We start from the raw sequence: 14,101 nt of genomic DNA, 5'->3' as shown, positions 1-14,101 counted from the left end.
ATGCAGCTCACCGTCTGGACCTACGAGGGGCCCCCTCACATCGGCGCGATGCGCATCGCCACGGCGATGAGCGGCCTGCACTACGTGCTGCACGCGCCGCAGGGCGACACCTATGCCGACCTGCTCTTCACCATGATCGAGCGGCGCGACGCCCGCCCGCCGGTGACCTACACCACCTTCCAGGCCCGCGACCTCGGCTCCGACACCGCCGAGATCTTCAAGCGCGCGGCGGCCGAGGCCCATGAGCGGTTCCGGCCGCAGGCGATGATCGTCGGCGCGTCCTGCACGGCGGAGCTGATCCAGGACGATCCGGGCGGCCTCGCCAAGGCGCTCGCGCTCCCCGTGCCGGTGATCCCGCTGGAGCTGCCGGCCTACCAGAAGAAGGAGAACTGGGGCGCCTCGGAGACCTTCTACCGGCTGGTGCGCGCGCTGTCTGGACCGGCGCCCGCACCGGCAGCCCTCCGCCTCCGCGCGGAGGGCCGGCGTCCCCTTTGTAACCTGCTCGGGCCGACCGCGCTCGGCTTCCGCCACCGCGACGACCTCGCCGAGATCACGGCGCTGCTCGGCCGGCTCGGCATCGACGTCAACGTCACCGCTCCGATGGGGGCCAGCCCCGCCGATCTCGGCCGGCTGGGGCAAGCCGATTTCAACGTCGTGCTCTATCCCGAGATCGCCCGCGCCGCCGCGCAGTACCTGCAAAAGACCTTCGGGCAGCCGATGGTCGAGACCGTGCCGATCGGCTTCGGCGCGACGGTGCGCTTCGTCGAGGAGGTCGCGGCGCTCGCGGGCGTCGACGCCGCGCCGGTGCTGGCCGAGCACGGCTCGCGGCTGCCCTGGTACGCGCGCTCCGTCGATTCGACCTATCTCACCGGCAAGCGCGTCTTCGTGTTCGGGGACGCCACCCATGCCGTCGCCCTGGCGCGGATGGCGAAGGCCGAACTCGGCTTCACCGTCGTCGGGCTCGGCACCTATTCCCGCGAGTTCGCCCGCGAGGTCCGGGCGGAGGCCGCCCTGCACGGCATCGAGGCGCTCGTCACCGACGATTATCTCGACGTCGAGGCGGCGATCCAGGCGGCGCAGCCCGAGCTGGTGCTCGGCACGCAGATGGAGCGCCACATCGCCAAGCGCCTCGGCGTGCCCTGCGCGGTGATCTCGGCCCCCGTCCATGTTCAGGACTTCCCGGCCCGGCGCTCGCCGCAGATGGGCTTCGAGGGGGCCAACGTCCTGTTCGACACCCTCGTCCACCCGCTGATGATGGGGCTCGAGGAGCACCTGCTCGGCATGTTCCGCGGCGACCGCGAGTTCCACGACGGCGCCGCGCCCTCGCATCTCGGAAGGCACAGCCGGAACTCCGCGACCGCTTTCCCTCCCCCTTGCGGGGAGGGCCAGGGTGGGGGTGGCGCAGAAGGCACCGCAGCCGCCCCTTCCGGCACCCCCTCCACCTCCAGCTCCTCCCCGCATGGGGGAGGAGAGGCGTCCCTCTCGGTATGGGCCGCCGACGCCGAGAAGGAACTGAAGAAGATCCCATTCTTCGTGCGGGGCAAGGCCCGCGCGAACACCGAGCGCTTCGCCCGCGACCGGGCGCTGGCGCTCATCACCGTCGAGACCTTGTACGATGCAAAAGCGCATTTCGGCCGTTGAGCCCATCCCGATGCGCGTCGTCATCGTGACGATGGACACGCATCTCGCGAGCGCCACAGAGCGGGCCGCCCGGACCCTGCGGCGCGAGATGCCGGGCCTCTCCCTGTTGCTGCACGCCGCCACCGAGTTCGGCGACAGCCCCGAAAAGCTCGCGGCCTGCCGCCGGGACATCGCGGACGGCGACATCGTGATCTGCGCGATGCTGTTCATGGAGGACCATTTCCGCGCAATCCTCCCCGACCTCCAGGCCCGCCGCGACGGCTGCGACACGCTGGTCTGCATGCTGAGCGCCGCCGAGGTCACGACGCTGACGCGGATCGGCGCGTTCCGCATGGACAACCCCTCCAAGGGCGGCGCCATGGCGCTGCTGAAGCGCCTGAAGGGATCGGACAAGCCGCGCACCGCCAGCACCGGCGCGCACCAGATGCGGATGCTGAAGCGCCTGCCGAAGATCCTGCGCTTCATCCCCGGCACCGCGCAGGACGTGCGGGCCTATTTCCTCGCCCTGCAATACTGGCTCGCCGGCTCGGACGAGAACGTCGCCAACATGGTCCGCATGCTGGTGGACCGCTACGCCGACGGCCCGCGCCGGGCGTTGCGCGGACGCGTCAGGGCCGCCGCCCCGGTGCTCTACCCGGAGGTCGGCGTCTATCACCCGCGCCTGCCCGGCCGGATGTCGGAGGACGCGGCGGCGCTTCCCGCCGGAGGCTCGCGCGGGACCGTCGGCCTGCTCGGCCTGCGCTCCTACATGCTCGCCGGCAACAGCGCCCATTACGACGGCGTCATCGCGGCGCTCGAGGCGCGGGGCCTGCGGGTGATCCCGGCCTTCGCCAGCGGCCTCGACTCGCGCCCCGCCATCGAGCGGTTCTTCTTCCAGAACGGCGTGCCGGCGGTCGACGCGCTGGTCTCGCTCACCGGCTTCTCGCTGGTCGGAGGCCCCGCCTACAACGACGCCCACGCGGCCGAGGAGATGCTGGCCCGGCTCGACGTGCCCTACATCGCGGCCCACCCGGCCGAGTTGCAGACGCTCGAGCAATGGGGCGCCTCGGAGCGCGGCCTGCTGCCGGTGGAATCCACCATCATGGTCGCGATCCCCGAACTCGACGGAGCCACCGGCCCGATCGTCTTCGGAGGCCGCTCGGACGCGTCGGGCGCCCCCTGCAAGGGCTGCCAGATCGCCTGCGTCTTCCCCTCCGGCGAGGACGACCGCGACATGCACCCCTGCGTCGAGCGCGCCGGCATGCTCGCCGCCCGCGTCGAGAAGCTGGTGCGGCTGCGCCGCTCCGAGCGGGCCGAGCGCAAGGTCGGGCTGGTGATCTTCAACTTCCCGCCGAACGCCGGCAACACCGGCACGGCGGCCTATCTGTCGGTGTTCGAGTCGCTCCACCGGACGCTGGGCGCGATGCAGGCCGCCGGCTACGCAGTGGAGATGCCCGAGAGCGTCGAGGCGCTGCGCGAGGCGATCGTCGTCGGCAACGCGGCGCGCTTCGGCGCGCAGGCCAACGTGCATGCCCGCATCCGCACGGACGACCATGTCCGGCGCGAGCGGCACCTCTCCGAGATCGAGGCGCAGTGGGGCCCGGCGCCGGGCAAGCAGCAATCGGACGGCGCCTCGATCTTCGTGCTCGGGGCCGCCTTCGGCAACGTCTTCGTCGGGGTACAGCCGGCCTTCGGCTACGAGGGCGACCCGATGCGCCTGCTCTTCGAGAAGGGCTTCGCCCCGACACACGCCTTCTCGGCCTTCTACCGCTGGCTGCGCGAGGACTTCAAAGCCGCCGCCCTCGTCCATTTCGGCACCCACGGGGCGCTCGAATTCATGCCCGGCCGCCAGACCGGCCTCTCGGCCGAGGACTGGCCCGACCGGCTCATCGGCGACATGCCGAACATCTATCTCTACGCCGCCAACAACCCGTCCGAGGGGGCCATCGCCAAGCGGCGCGCGGCGGCGACGCTGGTCAGCTACCTGACACCCCCCGTCGCCCATGCCGGGCTCTATCGCGGGCTGATCGACCTGAAGGGCTCCATCGAGCGCTGGCGCGGGCTCGATCCCGCCGCCGGGGAGGAGCGCAGGGAGCTGGCGGTCCTGATCCAGGCGCAGGCCGCCCTCGTGGAACTCGGAGCGGCCGAGCCGGCCTGGGGCGCGACGGCAGAGGCCGAGATCGCCCGCATCGGCCGGGAGGTGCTCGACTTCGAATACACCCTGATCCCGCACGGGCTCCACGTCGTCGGCGAGCCCCTGTCGGAGGCCCAGCGGGTCGACATGCTGCTCGCCATGGCGGAGGCGAGCCACGGCGCGCGGCCGGACCGGGCGGCGGTCTCGGCCCTCGTCGCGGGCGCCGCGCCGGACGCCGCAGCGGGCACGCCGGGGGCCGACATCGCGCTCCTTCGCGACCTCGCGGCGACCGACCGGCTGCTGGCGCACGAGACCGAGATTCCGGCCCTTCTCCGCGCCCTCGACGGGCGCTTCATCCGCCCGGCCCCCGGCGGCGACCTGCTGCGCACGCCGGCCATCCTGCCCACGGGACGCAACCTCCACGGCTTCGATCCCTTCCGCATCCCCAGCGCCTTCGCCATCCAGGACGGGGCGCGGCAGGCCCGGCGCATCCTCGAGCGCCACGCGGCGGACGGCCTGCCGCTGCCGAAGACCGTCGCCGTGGTCCTGTGGGGCACCGACAACCTTAAGAACGAGGGCGGGCCCATCGGGCAGGTGCTGGCGCTGCTCGGCGCTAAGCCCCGCTTCGACGGCTACGGCCGCCTCGCCGGCGCGGAGCTGATCCCGCTCGAGGAGCTCGGCCGCCCGCGCATCGACGTGGTGGTGACGCTCTCAGGGATCTTCCGCGACCTGCTGCCCTTGCAGATCAAGCTGCTGGCGGAAGCCTGCCTGCTCGCGGCCTCCGCCGACGAGCCGGCGGAGATGAACTACGTCCGGCTCCACGCCCTCGACTACCAGCGTGTCCATGGCGGCGACTTCGAGACGGCGGCGCTGCGGGTCTTCGGCAACGCGGACGGCGCCTACGGCTCCAATGTCAGCCATCTCGTCGAGAACGGCCGCTGGGACGAGGAGGACGAGCTCGCCGAGACCTATTCCCGCCGTAAGGGCTTCGCCTATGGCCGCGACGGCAAGCCGGTGCAGCAATCCGCCCTGCTCAAGAGCGTGCTGGCCGATGTCGATCTGGCCTACCAGAACCTCGACTCGGTGGAACTCGGCGTCACCACCGTCGACCACTACTTCGATACGCTCGGCGGCATCAGTCGGGCGGTGAAGCGGGCCAAGGGCGGCATCGAGGCGCCGGTCTATATCGGCGACCAGACGCGGGGCGAGGGCTGCGTGCGCAGCCTCAACGAGCAGGTCGCCATCGAGACCCGCACCCGCATCCTCAACCCGAAATGGTACGAGGGCATGCTCGCCCACGGCTACGAGGGCGTCCGCCAGATCGAGACCCACGTCACCAACACCGTGGGCTGGTCGGCCACCACGTCGCAGGTGGACCCCTGGGTCTATCGCGAGATCACCACGACCTTCGTCCTCGATCCGGCCATGCGCGAACGCATGGCGGCCCTGAACCCGACCGCGTCGGCCAAGGTCGCGAACCGCCTGATCGAGGCGCATCAGCGCGGCTTCTGGCAGCCGGACGCCGCCATGCGCGACGCGCTCGCCCAGGCCGGCGACGAGCTCGAAGACCGCCTCGAAGGCATCGCCCCAGGAGCCGCCAGCATGACGGGGGTCGCAGCATGAACATCGCCATCCGCAACCCGGTGGCCTCGCGGCGCGAGCCCGAGGGCAGCGTCCAGGTCTCCATGGACGTCGCCATCGGCACCACGGCGAAGGTCTTCGCCGTCTACGGCAAGGGCGGCATCGGCAAGTCGACCACCTCGTCGAACCTGTCGGTGGCCTTCTCGAAGCTCGGCAAGCGCGTTCTCCAGATCGGCTGCGACCCGAAGCACGACTCGACCTTCACGCTCACCAAGCGCCTGGCGCCCACGGTGATCGATGCCCTGGAGGCGGTGCAGTTCCACTCGGAGGAGCTGCGCATCGAGGACTTCGTGGCGGAAGGGTACAACGGCGTGATGTGCGTGGAGGCCGGCGGCCCGCCGGCCGGCACCGGCTGCGGCGGCTACGTCGTCGGCCAGACGGTGAAGCTCCTCAAGGAGCACCACCTGCTCGAAGACACCGACGTGGTGATCTTCGACGTGCTCGGCGACGTGGTCTGCGGGGGCTTCGCCTCGCCCCTCCAGCATGCCGAGCAGGCGCTCGTCGTCACCGCCAACGACTTCGACTCGATCTTCGCCATGAACCGGATCGTGGCAGCCATCCACGCCAAGGCGAAGAACTACGGCGTGCGCCTCGGCGGCGTGATCGCAAACCGCTCCGCCAAGACCGACGAGATCGACCGCTTCAACGCGGCGGTGGGCCTGGAGCGGGTGGCCCATTTCCCAGATCTCGACGTGGTGCGGCGCTCGCGGCTCAAGAAGTCGACCCTGTTCGAGATGGACTCGACCCCCGAGCTGGAGGCGGTGAAGGCCGAGTACATGCGGCTCGCGGCCTATCTCTACGCGGGCGGCAAGCCCCTCGACGCGATCCCGATGAAGGACCGCGACCTCTTCGAATTCCTCGGCTTCGATTGAGGGCGCCCGCCATGACCAACGCCTCCTACGAATCCCGCCGCGGCCAGCTCACCACCTATTTCGACCGCACCGCCGTCGAGGCCTGGGCGCGGCTGACCTCCGACGCGCCGGTGAGCAAGATCAGGGCGACGGTGCGGGCCGGGCGCGACGCGATGCGCGCCACGCTGCTCTCCTGGCTGCCGGACGATCTCTCCGGCAAGCGCATCCTGGACGCCGGCTGCGGCACCGGGGCGCTCAGCATCGAGGCCGCCCGGCGCGGCGCCGAAGTCGTCGCCATCGACGTGTCGCCGACGCTCATCGAATTGGCCCGCGAGCGCACCGCGATCGTCGAGGGCGCCGGCCGCATCGACTTCCGGGTCGGCGACATGCTCGACCCGCGCCTCGGCCGCTTCGACCACGTCGTGGCGATGGATTCGCTGATCCACTACTCGGCGGCCGATATCGCCCGTGCGCTCGCCGCGCTCGGCGCCCGTACGGACGGGTCCGTGGTCTTCACCGTGGCGCCCCGCACCGCGCTGCTGACGCTGATGCACGGAGCCGGAAAGCTGTTTCCGAAGGGTGACCGGGCGCCGGCCATCGTCCCGATCACGCAAGCCGCGCTCGCCCGCCGCATCGCGCGGGAGCAGGCACTCGAGGGCTTCGGCATCATCCGGACGCACCGGGTGAACAGCGGTTTCTACCTCTCGAACGCCATCGAGCTTACGCGCGTCTCTCCTCCCCCTTGCGGGGAGGAGCCGGAGGTGGGGGTGGCGCCGAACAGATCGCCGCGCCTCGTCCGGCGCGACCCCCACCCCTGCCCCTCCCCGCAAGGGGGAGGGGACACCGATGGGACGGTGGCGCCATGAAGGTCGGCCCCCGCCTCATCCAGTCCCTGGCGCGCCTCGGCCCCTCGGTCCTGCCCTTCGCGGACGCGGCGACGGCGGAGCTGCCCCTCGGCCGGCTGATGCGGCTGTCGCTGTTCCAGGTGAGCGTGGGGATGGCGGCGGTGCTGCTGATCGGCACGCTCAACCGGGTGATGATCGTCGAACTCGCGGTTCCGGCCTGGATCGTGGCGGTGATGCTCTCGCTGCCTCTGATCTTCGCTCCCTTGCGGGCGCTGGTCGGCTTCCGCTCGGACACGCACCGCTCGGTGCTGGGCTGGCGGCGGGTGCCCTATATCTGGTTCGGCACGCTGCTCCAGTTCGGCGGGCTGGCGATCATGCCCTTCGCGCTGCTGCTGCTCTCGGGCGACACCACCGGGCCGCTCTGGGCCGGGCAGGTCGCGGCGGCGCTGGCGTTCGTGCTCGTGGGCGCCGGCCTGCACACGGTCCAGACGGTGGGCCTGGCGCTGGCGACCGACCTCGCCCCCGCCCATGCACGGCCGAAGGTGGTGGCGCTGCTCTGCGTGATGCTGCTCGCGGGGATGATGGGCAGCGCCGTCGCCTTCGGGCTGCTGCTCGCGCATTTCTCGCCCGTGCGGCTGATCCAGGTGATCCAGGGGGCGGCCCTCGTCACCATCGTGCTCAACGGCCTCGCCCTCTGGAAGCAGGAGCCGCGCAACGCCGCGCGCACGGACAGGTCGGCGCCGCGCCCCAGCTTCAAGCAGTCCTGGGCGGCCTATGCCGGCAGCGGCCTCGCCCGGCGGCGCCTGGTGGCCACGGGGCTCGGCACGGCCGGATTCTCCATGCAGGACATCCTGCTCGAACCCTATGGCGGACAGATCCTCCACCTCTCCGTGGCGGCGACCACGGCGCTGACGGCGCTGCTCGCGGCAGGCGGCGGGGTCGGGCTCCTGGTGGCGGCGCGCTGGCTGAACCGGGGCGGCGATCCGTTCCGGGTGGCGGCGGCGGGCGCCGTGGTCGGCATCGCGGCCTTCTCGGCGGTGGTCTTCGCCGCTCCCCTGAACTCGACCCAGCTCTTCGCCAGCGGCGTGATGCTGATCGGGCTCGGCGGCGGTCTCTTCGCCCACGGCACGCTCACCGCCTCCATGGCCAAGGCCGGCCCCGAGGATACCGGGCTCGCGCTGGGCGCCTGGGGGGCCGTGCAGGCGAGCGCGGCGGGCCTCGCCATCGCCGCGAGCGGCATCCTGCGGGACGTCGGCTCGGCACTCGCCGTGTCGGGCGCGCTCGGCGAGGGGCTGAGCGACGCCTCCGTCGGCTACCTCGTCGTCTACCACATCGAGATCGCGCTGCTCTTCGCGACCCTCGTCGCCATCGGCCCGCTGGTGCGCGAGCGCGGCCGCAGGGACCACGTCGCCTCGACACTCGCGGGCGTCGCGCTCGCCAGTCCTTCATCCGATCGTTGGGAGGTTCGCCATGCCCAGAGGTGAGATCACGAGTTACCTGGATGTCGCCCAGGTGGTTCTCTACGCGTTCTGGATCTTCTTCGCGGGGCTGGTCTTCTGGCTCCGCCGCGAGGATCGCCGCGAGGGCTATCCCCTGGAGGCGGAGGTCACGGGCACGCTCAAGAGCCCCGATCCGATCCTGATCCCGACGCCGAAATTCTTCCGCCTCTCGGACGGGAAGGTGAAGCAGGCCCCGCGCGGCGACACCGCGCCCGACCGCAACTTCGCCGGCCTCAAGCGCGAGCCCTGGCCCGGCTCGCCCCTCGATCCGTCGGGCGATCCCATGGCCGAACCCGTGGGGCCCGGCTCCTGGGTGAAGCGGGACGACGATTTCGACCGCACCTGGGACGAGCACAAGCGCATCGTTCCCCTGCGCGTCGCCACGCATTTCACCGTCCACGAGGACGGCCCGAATCCCATCGGCATGGCCGTGTTCGGCGCCGACCGGCAGCCCGCCGGCACCGTCACCGATCTCTGGGTCGACCGGGGCGAGTGCATCGTGCGCTACTACGAGATCGAACTCGGCGCGGGGGGGCGCCGGGTACTGATGCCGGCGACCTTCGGCAAGACCGGCCGCTTCTCGCGCACGGTGAGTTCGGAGGCGCTTCTCGCAAGCCAGTTCGCCGGAATCCCGGACCACGCCGATCCGGATTCGGTGACGCTGCTCGAGGAGGAGCGCATCGCCGCCTATTTCGGCGCCGGCACCCTCTACGCCACCCCGGCCCGCGCGGAGGCCCTGCTGTGAGCGCCCCCATCGCCGTCCCGGTCCCGGACGAGGACCTCGTGCCCGCGGGGCTGCCCGCCCCGCTGCCGCCCGGCGAGCGCATCCTCTGGCAGGGGCGCCCCTGCGCCTTCGGCATCGCCGTGCGGGTGCTGCACGCTCGGCTCGTCGCGGTCTGGTTCGCGGCGCTGGCCGTCTGGGCGGCGGTCCCCGCGGGGATGGAGGGCGGGCTCGCCGGGGCCTGGCGGGCCTCCTGGCAGACGCTGGCCGGCGGCACGGGGGCGGTCGCCCTCGTCGGCCTCCTCGGCTGGCTCGCGGCGCGTACGACGACCTACACGATCACCAACCGCCGGCTGATGATGCGGATCGGCATCGCCCTGCCGATGACCCTGAACCTGCCCTTCTCGCGGATCGAGGGCGCCGCCCTCCACGTCTTCGCGGATGGCAGCGGCGACATCCCGCTGCGCCTCGGCAAGGGCACCCGGATCGCCTATCTCCACCTCTGGCCGCATGCCCGGCCCTGGCGGGTCTCCGAGCCGCAGCCGATGATGCGGGCCCTGGCGAACCCCTCCGAGGTCGCCGCGCTGCTCGCGGAGGCCGTCGCCGCCTCGCGCGCGGCGGAGGAGGGCGCGACGCCCATCGTTATCGCGCGCCGTCCGCAGGGGGGTGCGACCGCCGCGGCCGCCGGCCGCCTCACCGCCATCGGGGCCTGAACGGGGAGGCCGGCATGACCACTCAAGCCAAGGACGGTCCCATTCCCTCCGCCGCCCTGCTCGGAGCGGGCGCGCTGCTGGCGTTCTCCGTCGTCGCCGTCGGCGCGGCGCGGATCGGCGGCGTGGGGCTCACCCGGATGCCCGAGACTGCGCCCGTCGCCAGGCTCGCGCTCACCGTCGCGGACCGCCCGGACGGCGCCATCCTCCTCGAGGACTCCGCCACGGGCCGGCCGATCGACACGGTAGAGCCGGGCAGCGGCAACTTCGTGCGCGCCACCCTGCGCGGCTTCGCCCAGGCCCGGCTGCGGGCCGGCTACACCCCGGAAAAGCCGTTCCTGCTGACCCGTTACGCCGACGGCTCGCTGACGCTGTCGGACGAGACCACAGGCCGCGTCGTCAATCTCGGCGCCTTCGGGCTCGAGAACGCGCGCGGCTTCGCGAAGATCCTGGACGAGGGGAGCACCGCGCGATGATCCTGGACTGGCTCAACCGACGCTCCAGCGTCGAGGTGCCCTGCACCGTCGAGATCGAGCAGACCCCCGAGACGCTGCACGCCCATGTCAGCCTGGATGCCTCCTTCGAGATCGAGCCGGGCGACGAGGTGACGGTTCACGACGCGCCGACCTCCGTGCCCTACGGCGAACGCCTCGTCGTCCGGCGCACGGCCACCGTGACCCGCGCCGGCCGGATCGAGCGGCTCTGGACCAAGCTCGCCGGCCATCTCGAACTGACCGAGCTCTACGAAGTCAGCTTTACCGAGAGGAGGAGACTGTGAACGCTCCCGTCAGGCATCCGCTCCCCAAGGGTCCCGTGCCCAAGCATCCGGTCAACGAATCCACCAAGGCCGCGCAGGAGACGACCTTCCTGTCGCCGCGCTTCTACACCACCGATTTCGATGAGCTCGACCGCACCGACGTCGAGCCCGTGCGGGCGGAGTGGGACAAGCTCATCGAGGAGCTGCGCTCCGACCCCAACAAGCGCCACTTCACCCGCACCGACGAGTTCGACCTCGACATGTCGGGGCTCGATCCCGAGCTCCGCAAGGAGTTCATGGACTTCCTGGTCTCCTCGATCACCGCCGAGTTCTCGGGCTGCGTGCTCTATGCCGAGATGAGGAAGCGCGCCAAGAACCCCGACATCCGCGAGCTGTTCGGCTTCATGAGCCGCGACGAGGCGCGGCATGCCGGCTTCATCAACGACGTGCTGAAGGATTTCGGCATCGGCGTCGACTTAGGGTTTCTGACGAAGACCAAGAAGTACACCTTCTTCCGGCCGAAGTTCATCTTCTACGCCACCTATCTCTCCGAGAAGATCGGCTATGCGCGCTACATCACCATCTTCCGCGAGTTCGAGAAGCATCCCGACCGGCGCTTCCACCCGATCTTCAAGTGGTTCGAGAAGTGGTGCAACGACGAGTTCCGCCACGGCGAGGCCTTCGCCCTGCTGATGCGCGCCAACCCGAAGCTGACCACCGGCCTGAACCGCTACTGGATCAAGTTCTTCCTGCTCGCGGTCTACGCGACGATGTACGTGCGCGACCATTGCCGCCCGGCCTTCCACAAAGCGCTCGGCGTCGATCCGACCGATTACGACTTCAAGGTCTTCCGCATCACCAACGACATCTCGAAGCAGACCTTTCCGCTCGTCATCGACCTCGACAACCCGAGGTTCCGCGCGCTCCTCGACACCCTGGTGGACTGCTCCGTCAGGATCGCCGACGCGCGGGCCGAGGGCGGGATCGGAGGCAAGCTCAAGCACGGCGTCCAGGCGGCGCGCGCGGCGCTGACCTTCGCGCGGCTCTTCTTCCTGCCGAGCCGCGACAACCCGATGCCGGCGGAGATCCGCCTCCAGCCGGTCTGGTAGGGGACGCGATGTCGACCTACGCCGTACCGGCCCTCTACGCGGTCGCCGTCTGGTGGTTCTCCACCGGCCTCATCATCCTGCTCGACCATCTCCCGCGAAAGACCTTCGCGTGGAGCATGGGCGGGGCGACGGTGGTGCTCGGCGGCGCGTTCTGGGCCGTGGCGGCCAGCGCGAACGATATCAGCGAGACCGGCGCCTATACCGCCTTCACCGCCGGGATCCTGGTCTGGGGCTGGCAGGAGATGAGCTACTACATGGGCTTCGTCTCCGGCCCGCGCCCGGTCGCCTGCGCGCCGGGCACGCGGGGGGGCGCGCTGTTCCGCGCAGCCGTCGCGACGAGCCTGTGGCACGAGGCGGCGATCGTCGCGGGCGGCCTCGCCCTCCTCGCCCTGACCTGGGGCTGTCCCAACCGCTTCGCCCTGTGGACCTATCTCGTGCTCGCGGCCATGAACCTCTCGGCCCGGCTCAACATGTTCCTCGGCGTGCGCAACCTGAACGCCGAGTTCCTGCCCGCGCACCTGAGCTATCTCGGCTGCTTCCTGCGCAACCGGCCGATGAACCTGCTCTTTCCGGTCTCGGTGAGCCTCGCCACCGGCGCCGTGCTGCTGCTCGGGCGGGCGGTGCTGGCGGAGGAGGCCAGCGCGCATGAGCTCGTCGGCTTCACCATCCTGACCACGCTCATGGCGCTCGCCACGCTGGAGCACTGGTTCCTGATGCTGCCGCTTCCCTCCGCCGCCCTGTGGCAGTGGAGCCTGCCCTCGCGCGCCCCGCAGGCGCGCGAGACGATCGACCAGGAACCGGCGGAGGCCGGCCGCCGCGACGCGGCCGGGGAAGCCGCATGAGACGCGGGCCGGAGAACCCGCCGCTTCCGTAAAAAGGGGAGGAGAGACCAGCGATGGATTACGAAGCGTATTTCGACGCCGAGCTTGCAGGTCTCCACCGGGAGGGGCGCTACCGCGTCTTCACCGATCTCGAACGGCAGGCGGGCCGCTACCCGCATGCCGTCCACCACTCGCCCTCCGGCGAGAAGCCGGTGACGGTGTGGTGCTCCAACGATTATCTCGGCATGGGCCAGCACCCCGACGTGCTCGCGGCCATGCACGAGGCCCTCGACCGCTGCGGGGCCGGCGCCGGCGGCACCCGCAACATCTCCGGCACCAACCATTACCATGTGCTGCTGGAGCAGGAATTGGCCGACCTCCACGGCAAGGAATCGGCGCTGCTCTTTACCTCGGGCTACGTCTCGAACTGGGCGGCGCTGGGCACGCTCGCCGGCAAGCTTCCCGGCTGCGCGGTGTTCTCCGACGAGGAGAACCACGCCTCGATGATCGAGGGCATCCGCGCCAGCCGCGCCGAGCGCCACATCTTCCGCCACAACGACCCGGAGGACCTCGACCGCAAGCTCTCGCTGATCGAGCCCGGCCGCCCGAAGCTCGTGGCCTTCGAGTCGGTCTATTCTATGGACGGCGACATCGCCCCCATCGGCGAGATCTGCGACGTGGCCGAGGCCCACGGGGCGCTCACCTATCTCGACGAGGTCCACGCGGTCGGCCTCTACGGGGCGCGGGGCGGGGGCATCTCCGAGCGCATGGGCGTCGCCCACCGGCTCGACGTGATCGAGGGCACCCTCGGCAAGGCCTTCGCGGTGCATGGCGGCTACATCACCGGCTCGGCGGCGCTGTGCGACTTCGTGCGCAGCTTCGCCTCGGGCTTCATCTTCACCACCTCGCTGCCGCCGGCGGTGGCGGCAGGCGCGGCGGCGAGCATCCGACACCTGAAGAAGAGCAGCGCGGAGCGCGCCCGCCAGCAGGACCGCGTCGCGAAGGTGCGCCAGCACCTCGACGCGGCGGGCATCCCCAACCTGCCGAACGAGAGCCACATCGTGCCGGTGATGGTCTGCGACCCCGTGCTCTGCAAGGCGATCAGCGACACCCTGCTCGACGAGTTCGGCATCTACGTGCAGCCGATCAACTATCCCACCGTTCCGCGCGGCACGGAGCGCCTGCGCATCACCCCGTCCCCCCTCCACACGGACGCCGACATCGACCACCTGATCGCGGCGCTGTCCTCGATCTGGCACCGCATCGGCCTCCAGAAGGTGGCGGCGGAATGAACGCGCAACTCCCCATCGAGACGGCGCGGGAGGGCGCGAAGGCGGCCGCCGGCCCCGCCGCGACACCGGTCTTTCCCTTCTCGGCCATCGTCGCCCAGGAG

At 70.9% G+C, this 14,101-nt stretch carries 12 protein-coding genes; all 12 read left to right on the top strand.

Features of this window, described 5'->3' with window-relative positions; genetic code table 11:
- From bchB to hemA, 12 genes are read left to right on the top strand one after another with little or no spacing between them, the layout of a single operon-like run.
- The gene (bchB, locus tag ACP56T_RS02695) at positions 1–1,641 is read left to right on the top strand and encodes a ferredoxin:protochlorophyllide reductase (ATP-dependent) subunit B (protein ID WP_430910571.1); all 1,641 of its coding nucleotides are present in this window, start codon (positions 1–3) and stop codon (positions 1,639–1,641) included.
- On the top strand, positions 1,616–5,377 hold the full coding sequence (locus ACP56T_RS02690) for a magnesium chelatase subunit H (protein WP_430910570.1): 3,762 nt from the start codon (positions 1,616–1,618) through the stop codon (positions 5,375–5,377). The genes bchB and ACP56T_RS02690 overlap by 26 nt, the downstream gene beginning before the upstream one ends.
- Entirely contained in the window at positions 5,374–6,267 is an 894-nt protein-coding gene (bchL, locus tag ACP56T_RS02685) for a ferredoxin:protochlorophyllide reductase (ATP-dependent) iron-sulfur ATP-binding protein (protein ID WP_430910569.1), read from the top strand. Before ACP56T_RS02690 ends, bchL begins: the two co-directional genes overlap by 4 nt.
- Positions 6,268–6,278: 11 nt before the next feature.
- Positions 6,279–7,112: a magnesium protoporphyrin IX methyltransferase gene (bchM, locus tag ACP56T_RS02680; protein ID WP_430910568.1), complete on the top strand. Its 834-nt coding sequence runs from the start codon at positions 6,279–6,281 to the stop codon at positions 7,110–7,112.
- Positions 7,109–8,575, top strand: coding sequence for a BCD family MFS transporter (locus tag ACP56T_RS02675; protein ID WP_430910567.1), 1,467 nt, complete (start codon positions 7,109–7,111; stop codon positions 8,573–8,575). Before bchM ends, ACP56T_RS02675 begins: the two co-directional genes overlap by 4 nt.
- Positions 8,562–9,335 carry a photosynthetic reaction center subunit H gene (puhA, locus tag ACP56T_RS02670; RefSeq protein WP_430910566.1) on the top strand — a complete coding sequence of 258 codons (774 nt, stop codon included), beginning with the start codon at positions 8,562–8,564 and terminating at the stop codon, positions 9,333–9,335. Before ACP56T_RS02675 ends, puhA begins: the two co-directional genes overlap by 14 nt.
- Positions 9,332–10,024, top strand: a complete 693-nt coding sequence (puhB, locus tag ACP56T_RS02665; protein ID WP_430910565.1) for a photosynthetic complex putative assembly protein PuhB — start codon at positions 9,332–9,334, stop codon at positions 10,022–10,024. The genes puhA and puhB overlap by 4 nt, the downstream gene beginning before the upstream one ends.
- A 14-nt stretch (positions 10,025–10,038) precedes the next feature.
- Positions 10,039–10,497, top strand: coding sequence for a photosynthetic complex assembly protein PuhC (gene puhC / locus ACP56T_RS02660; RefSeq protein WP_430910564.1), 459 nt, complete (start codon positions 10,039–10,041; stop codon positions 10,495–10,497).
- Complete coding sequence (locus ACP56T_RS02655; protein WP_430910563.1) at positions 10,494–10,799, top strand: hypothetical protein; 306 nt, start codon at positions 10,494–10,496, stop codon at positions 10,797–10,799. Before puhC ends, ACP56T_RS02655 begins: the two co-directional genes overlap by 4 nt.
- A gap of 35 nt (positions 10,800–10,834) precedes the next feature.
- Positions 10,835–11,887, top strand: coding sequence for a magnesium-protoporphyrin IX monomethyl ester (oxidative) cyclase (gene acsF, locus ACP56T_RS02650; RefSeq protein WP_430910562.1), 1,053 nt, complete (start codon positions 10,835–10,837; stop codon positions 11,885–11,887).
- A gap of 8 nt (positions 11,888–11,895) precedes the next feature.
- Positions 11,896–12,729 (top strand): putative photosynthetic complex assembly protein PuhE, encoded by an 834-nt coding sequence (gene puhE / locus ACP56T_RS02645; protein ID WP_430910561.1) that lies wholly within the window; start codon positions 11,896–11,898, stop codon positions 12,727–12,729.
- A gap of 53 nt (positions 12,730–12,782) precedes the next feature.
- Positions 12,783–14,000 carry a 5-aminolevulinate synthase gene (gene hemA, locus ACP56T_RS02640; protein WP_430910560.1) on the top strand — a complete coding sequence of 406 codons (1,218 nt, stop codon included), beginning with the start codon at positions 12,783–12,785 and terminating at the stop codon, positions 13,998–14,000.
- Positions 14,001–14,101: the final 101 nt, after the last annotated feature.

Origin of the sequence: Methylobacterium endophyticum, assembly GCF_050591105.1 — a bacterium.
Classification (GTDB): domain Bacteria; phylum Pseudomonadota; class Alphaproteobacteria; order Rhizobiales; family Beijerinckiaceae; genus Methylobacterium.
The sequence above is the reverse complement of the archived record's forward strand: the minus strand, read 5'-3'. Positions and strand labels throughout refer to the sequence as shown.

Coding starts and splice junctions, on each gene's coding strand:
- ACP56T_RS02675 (WP_430910567.1), top strand. CDS start 7,109: ATGAAGGTCGGCCCCCGCCTCATCCAGTCCCTGGCGCGCCTCGGCCCC.
- ACP56T_RS02655 (WP_430910563.1), top strand. CDS start 10,494: ATGATCCTGGACTGGCTCAACCGACGCTCCAGCGTCGAGGTGCCCTGC.
- bchM (WP_430910568.1), top strand. CDS start 6,279: ATGACCAACGCCTCCTACGAATCCCGCCGCGGCCAGCTCACCACCTAT.
- puhC (WP_430910564.1), top strand. CDS start 10,039: ATGACCACTCAAGCCAAGGACGGTCCCATTCCCTCCGCCGCCCTGCTC.
- ACP56T_RS02690 (WP_430910570.1), top strand. CDS start 1,616: ATGCAAAAGCGCATTTCGGCCGTTGAGCCCATCCCGATGCGCGTCGTC.
- bchB (WP_430910571.1), top strand. CDS start 1: ATGCAGCTCACCGTCTGGACCTACGAGGGGCCCCCTCACATCGGCGCG.
- puhA (WP_430910566.1), top strand. CDS start 8,562: ATGCCCAGAGGTGAGATCACGAGTTACCTGGATGTCGCCCAGGTGGTT.
- hemA (WP_430910560.1), top strand. CDS start 12,783: ATGGATTACGAAGCGTATTTCGACGCCGAGCTTGCAGGTCTCCACCGG.
- puhE (WP_430910561.1), top strand. CDS start 11,896: ATGTCGACCTACGCCGTACCGGCCCTCTACGCGGTCGCCGTCTGGTGG.
- bchL (WP_430910569.1), top strand. CDS start 5,374: ATGAACATCGCCATCCGCAACCCGGTGGCCTCGCGGCGCGAGCCCGAG.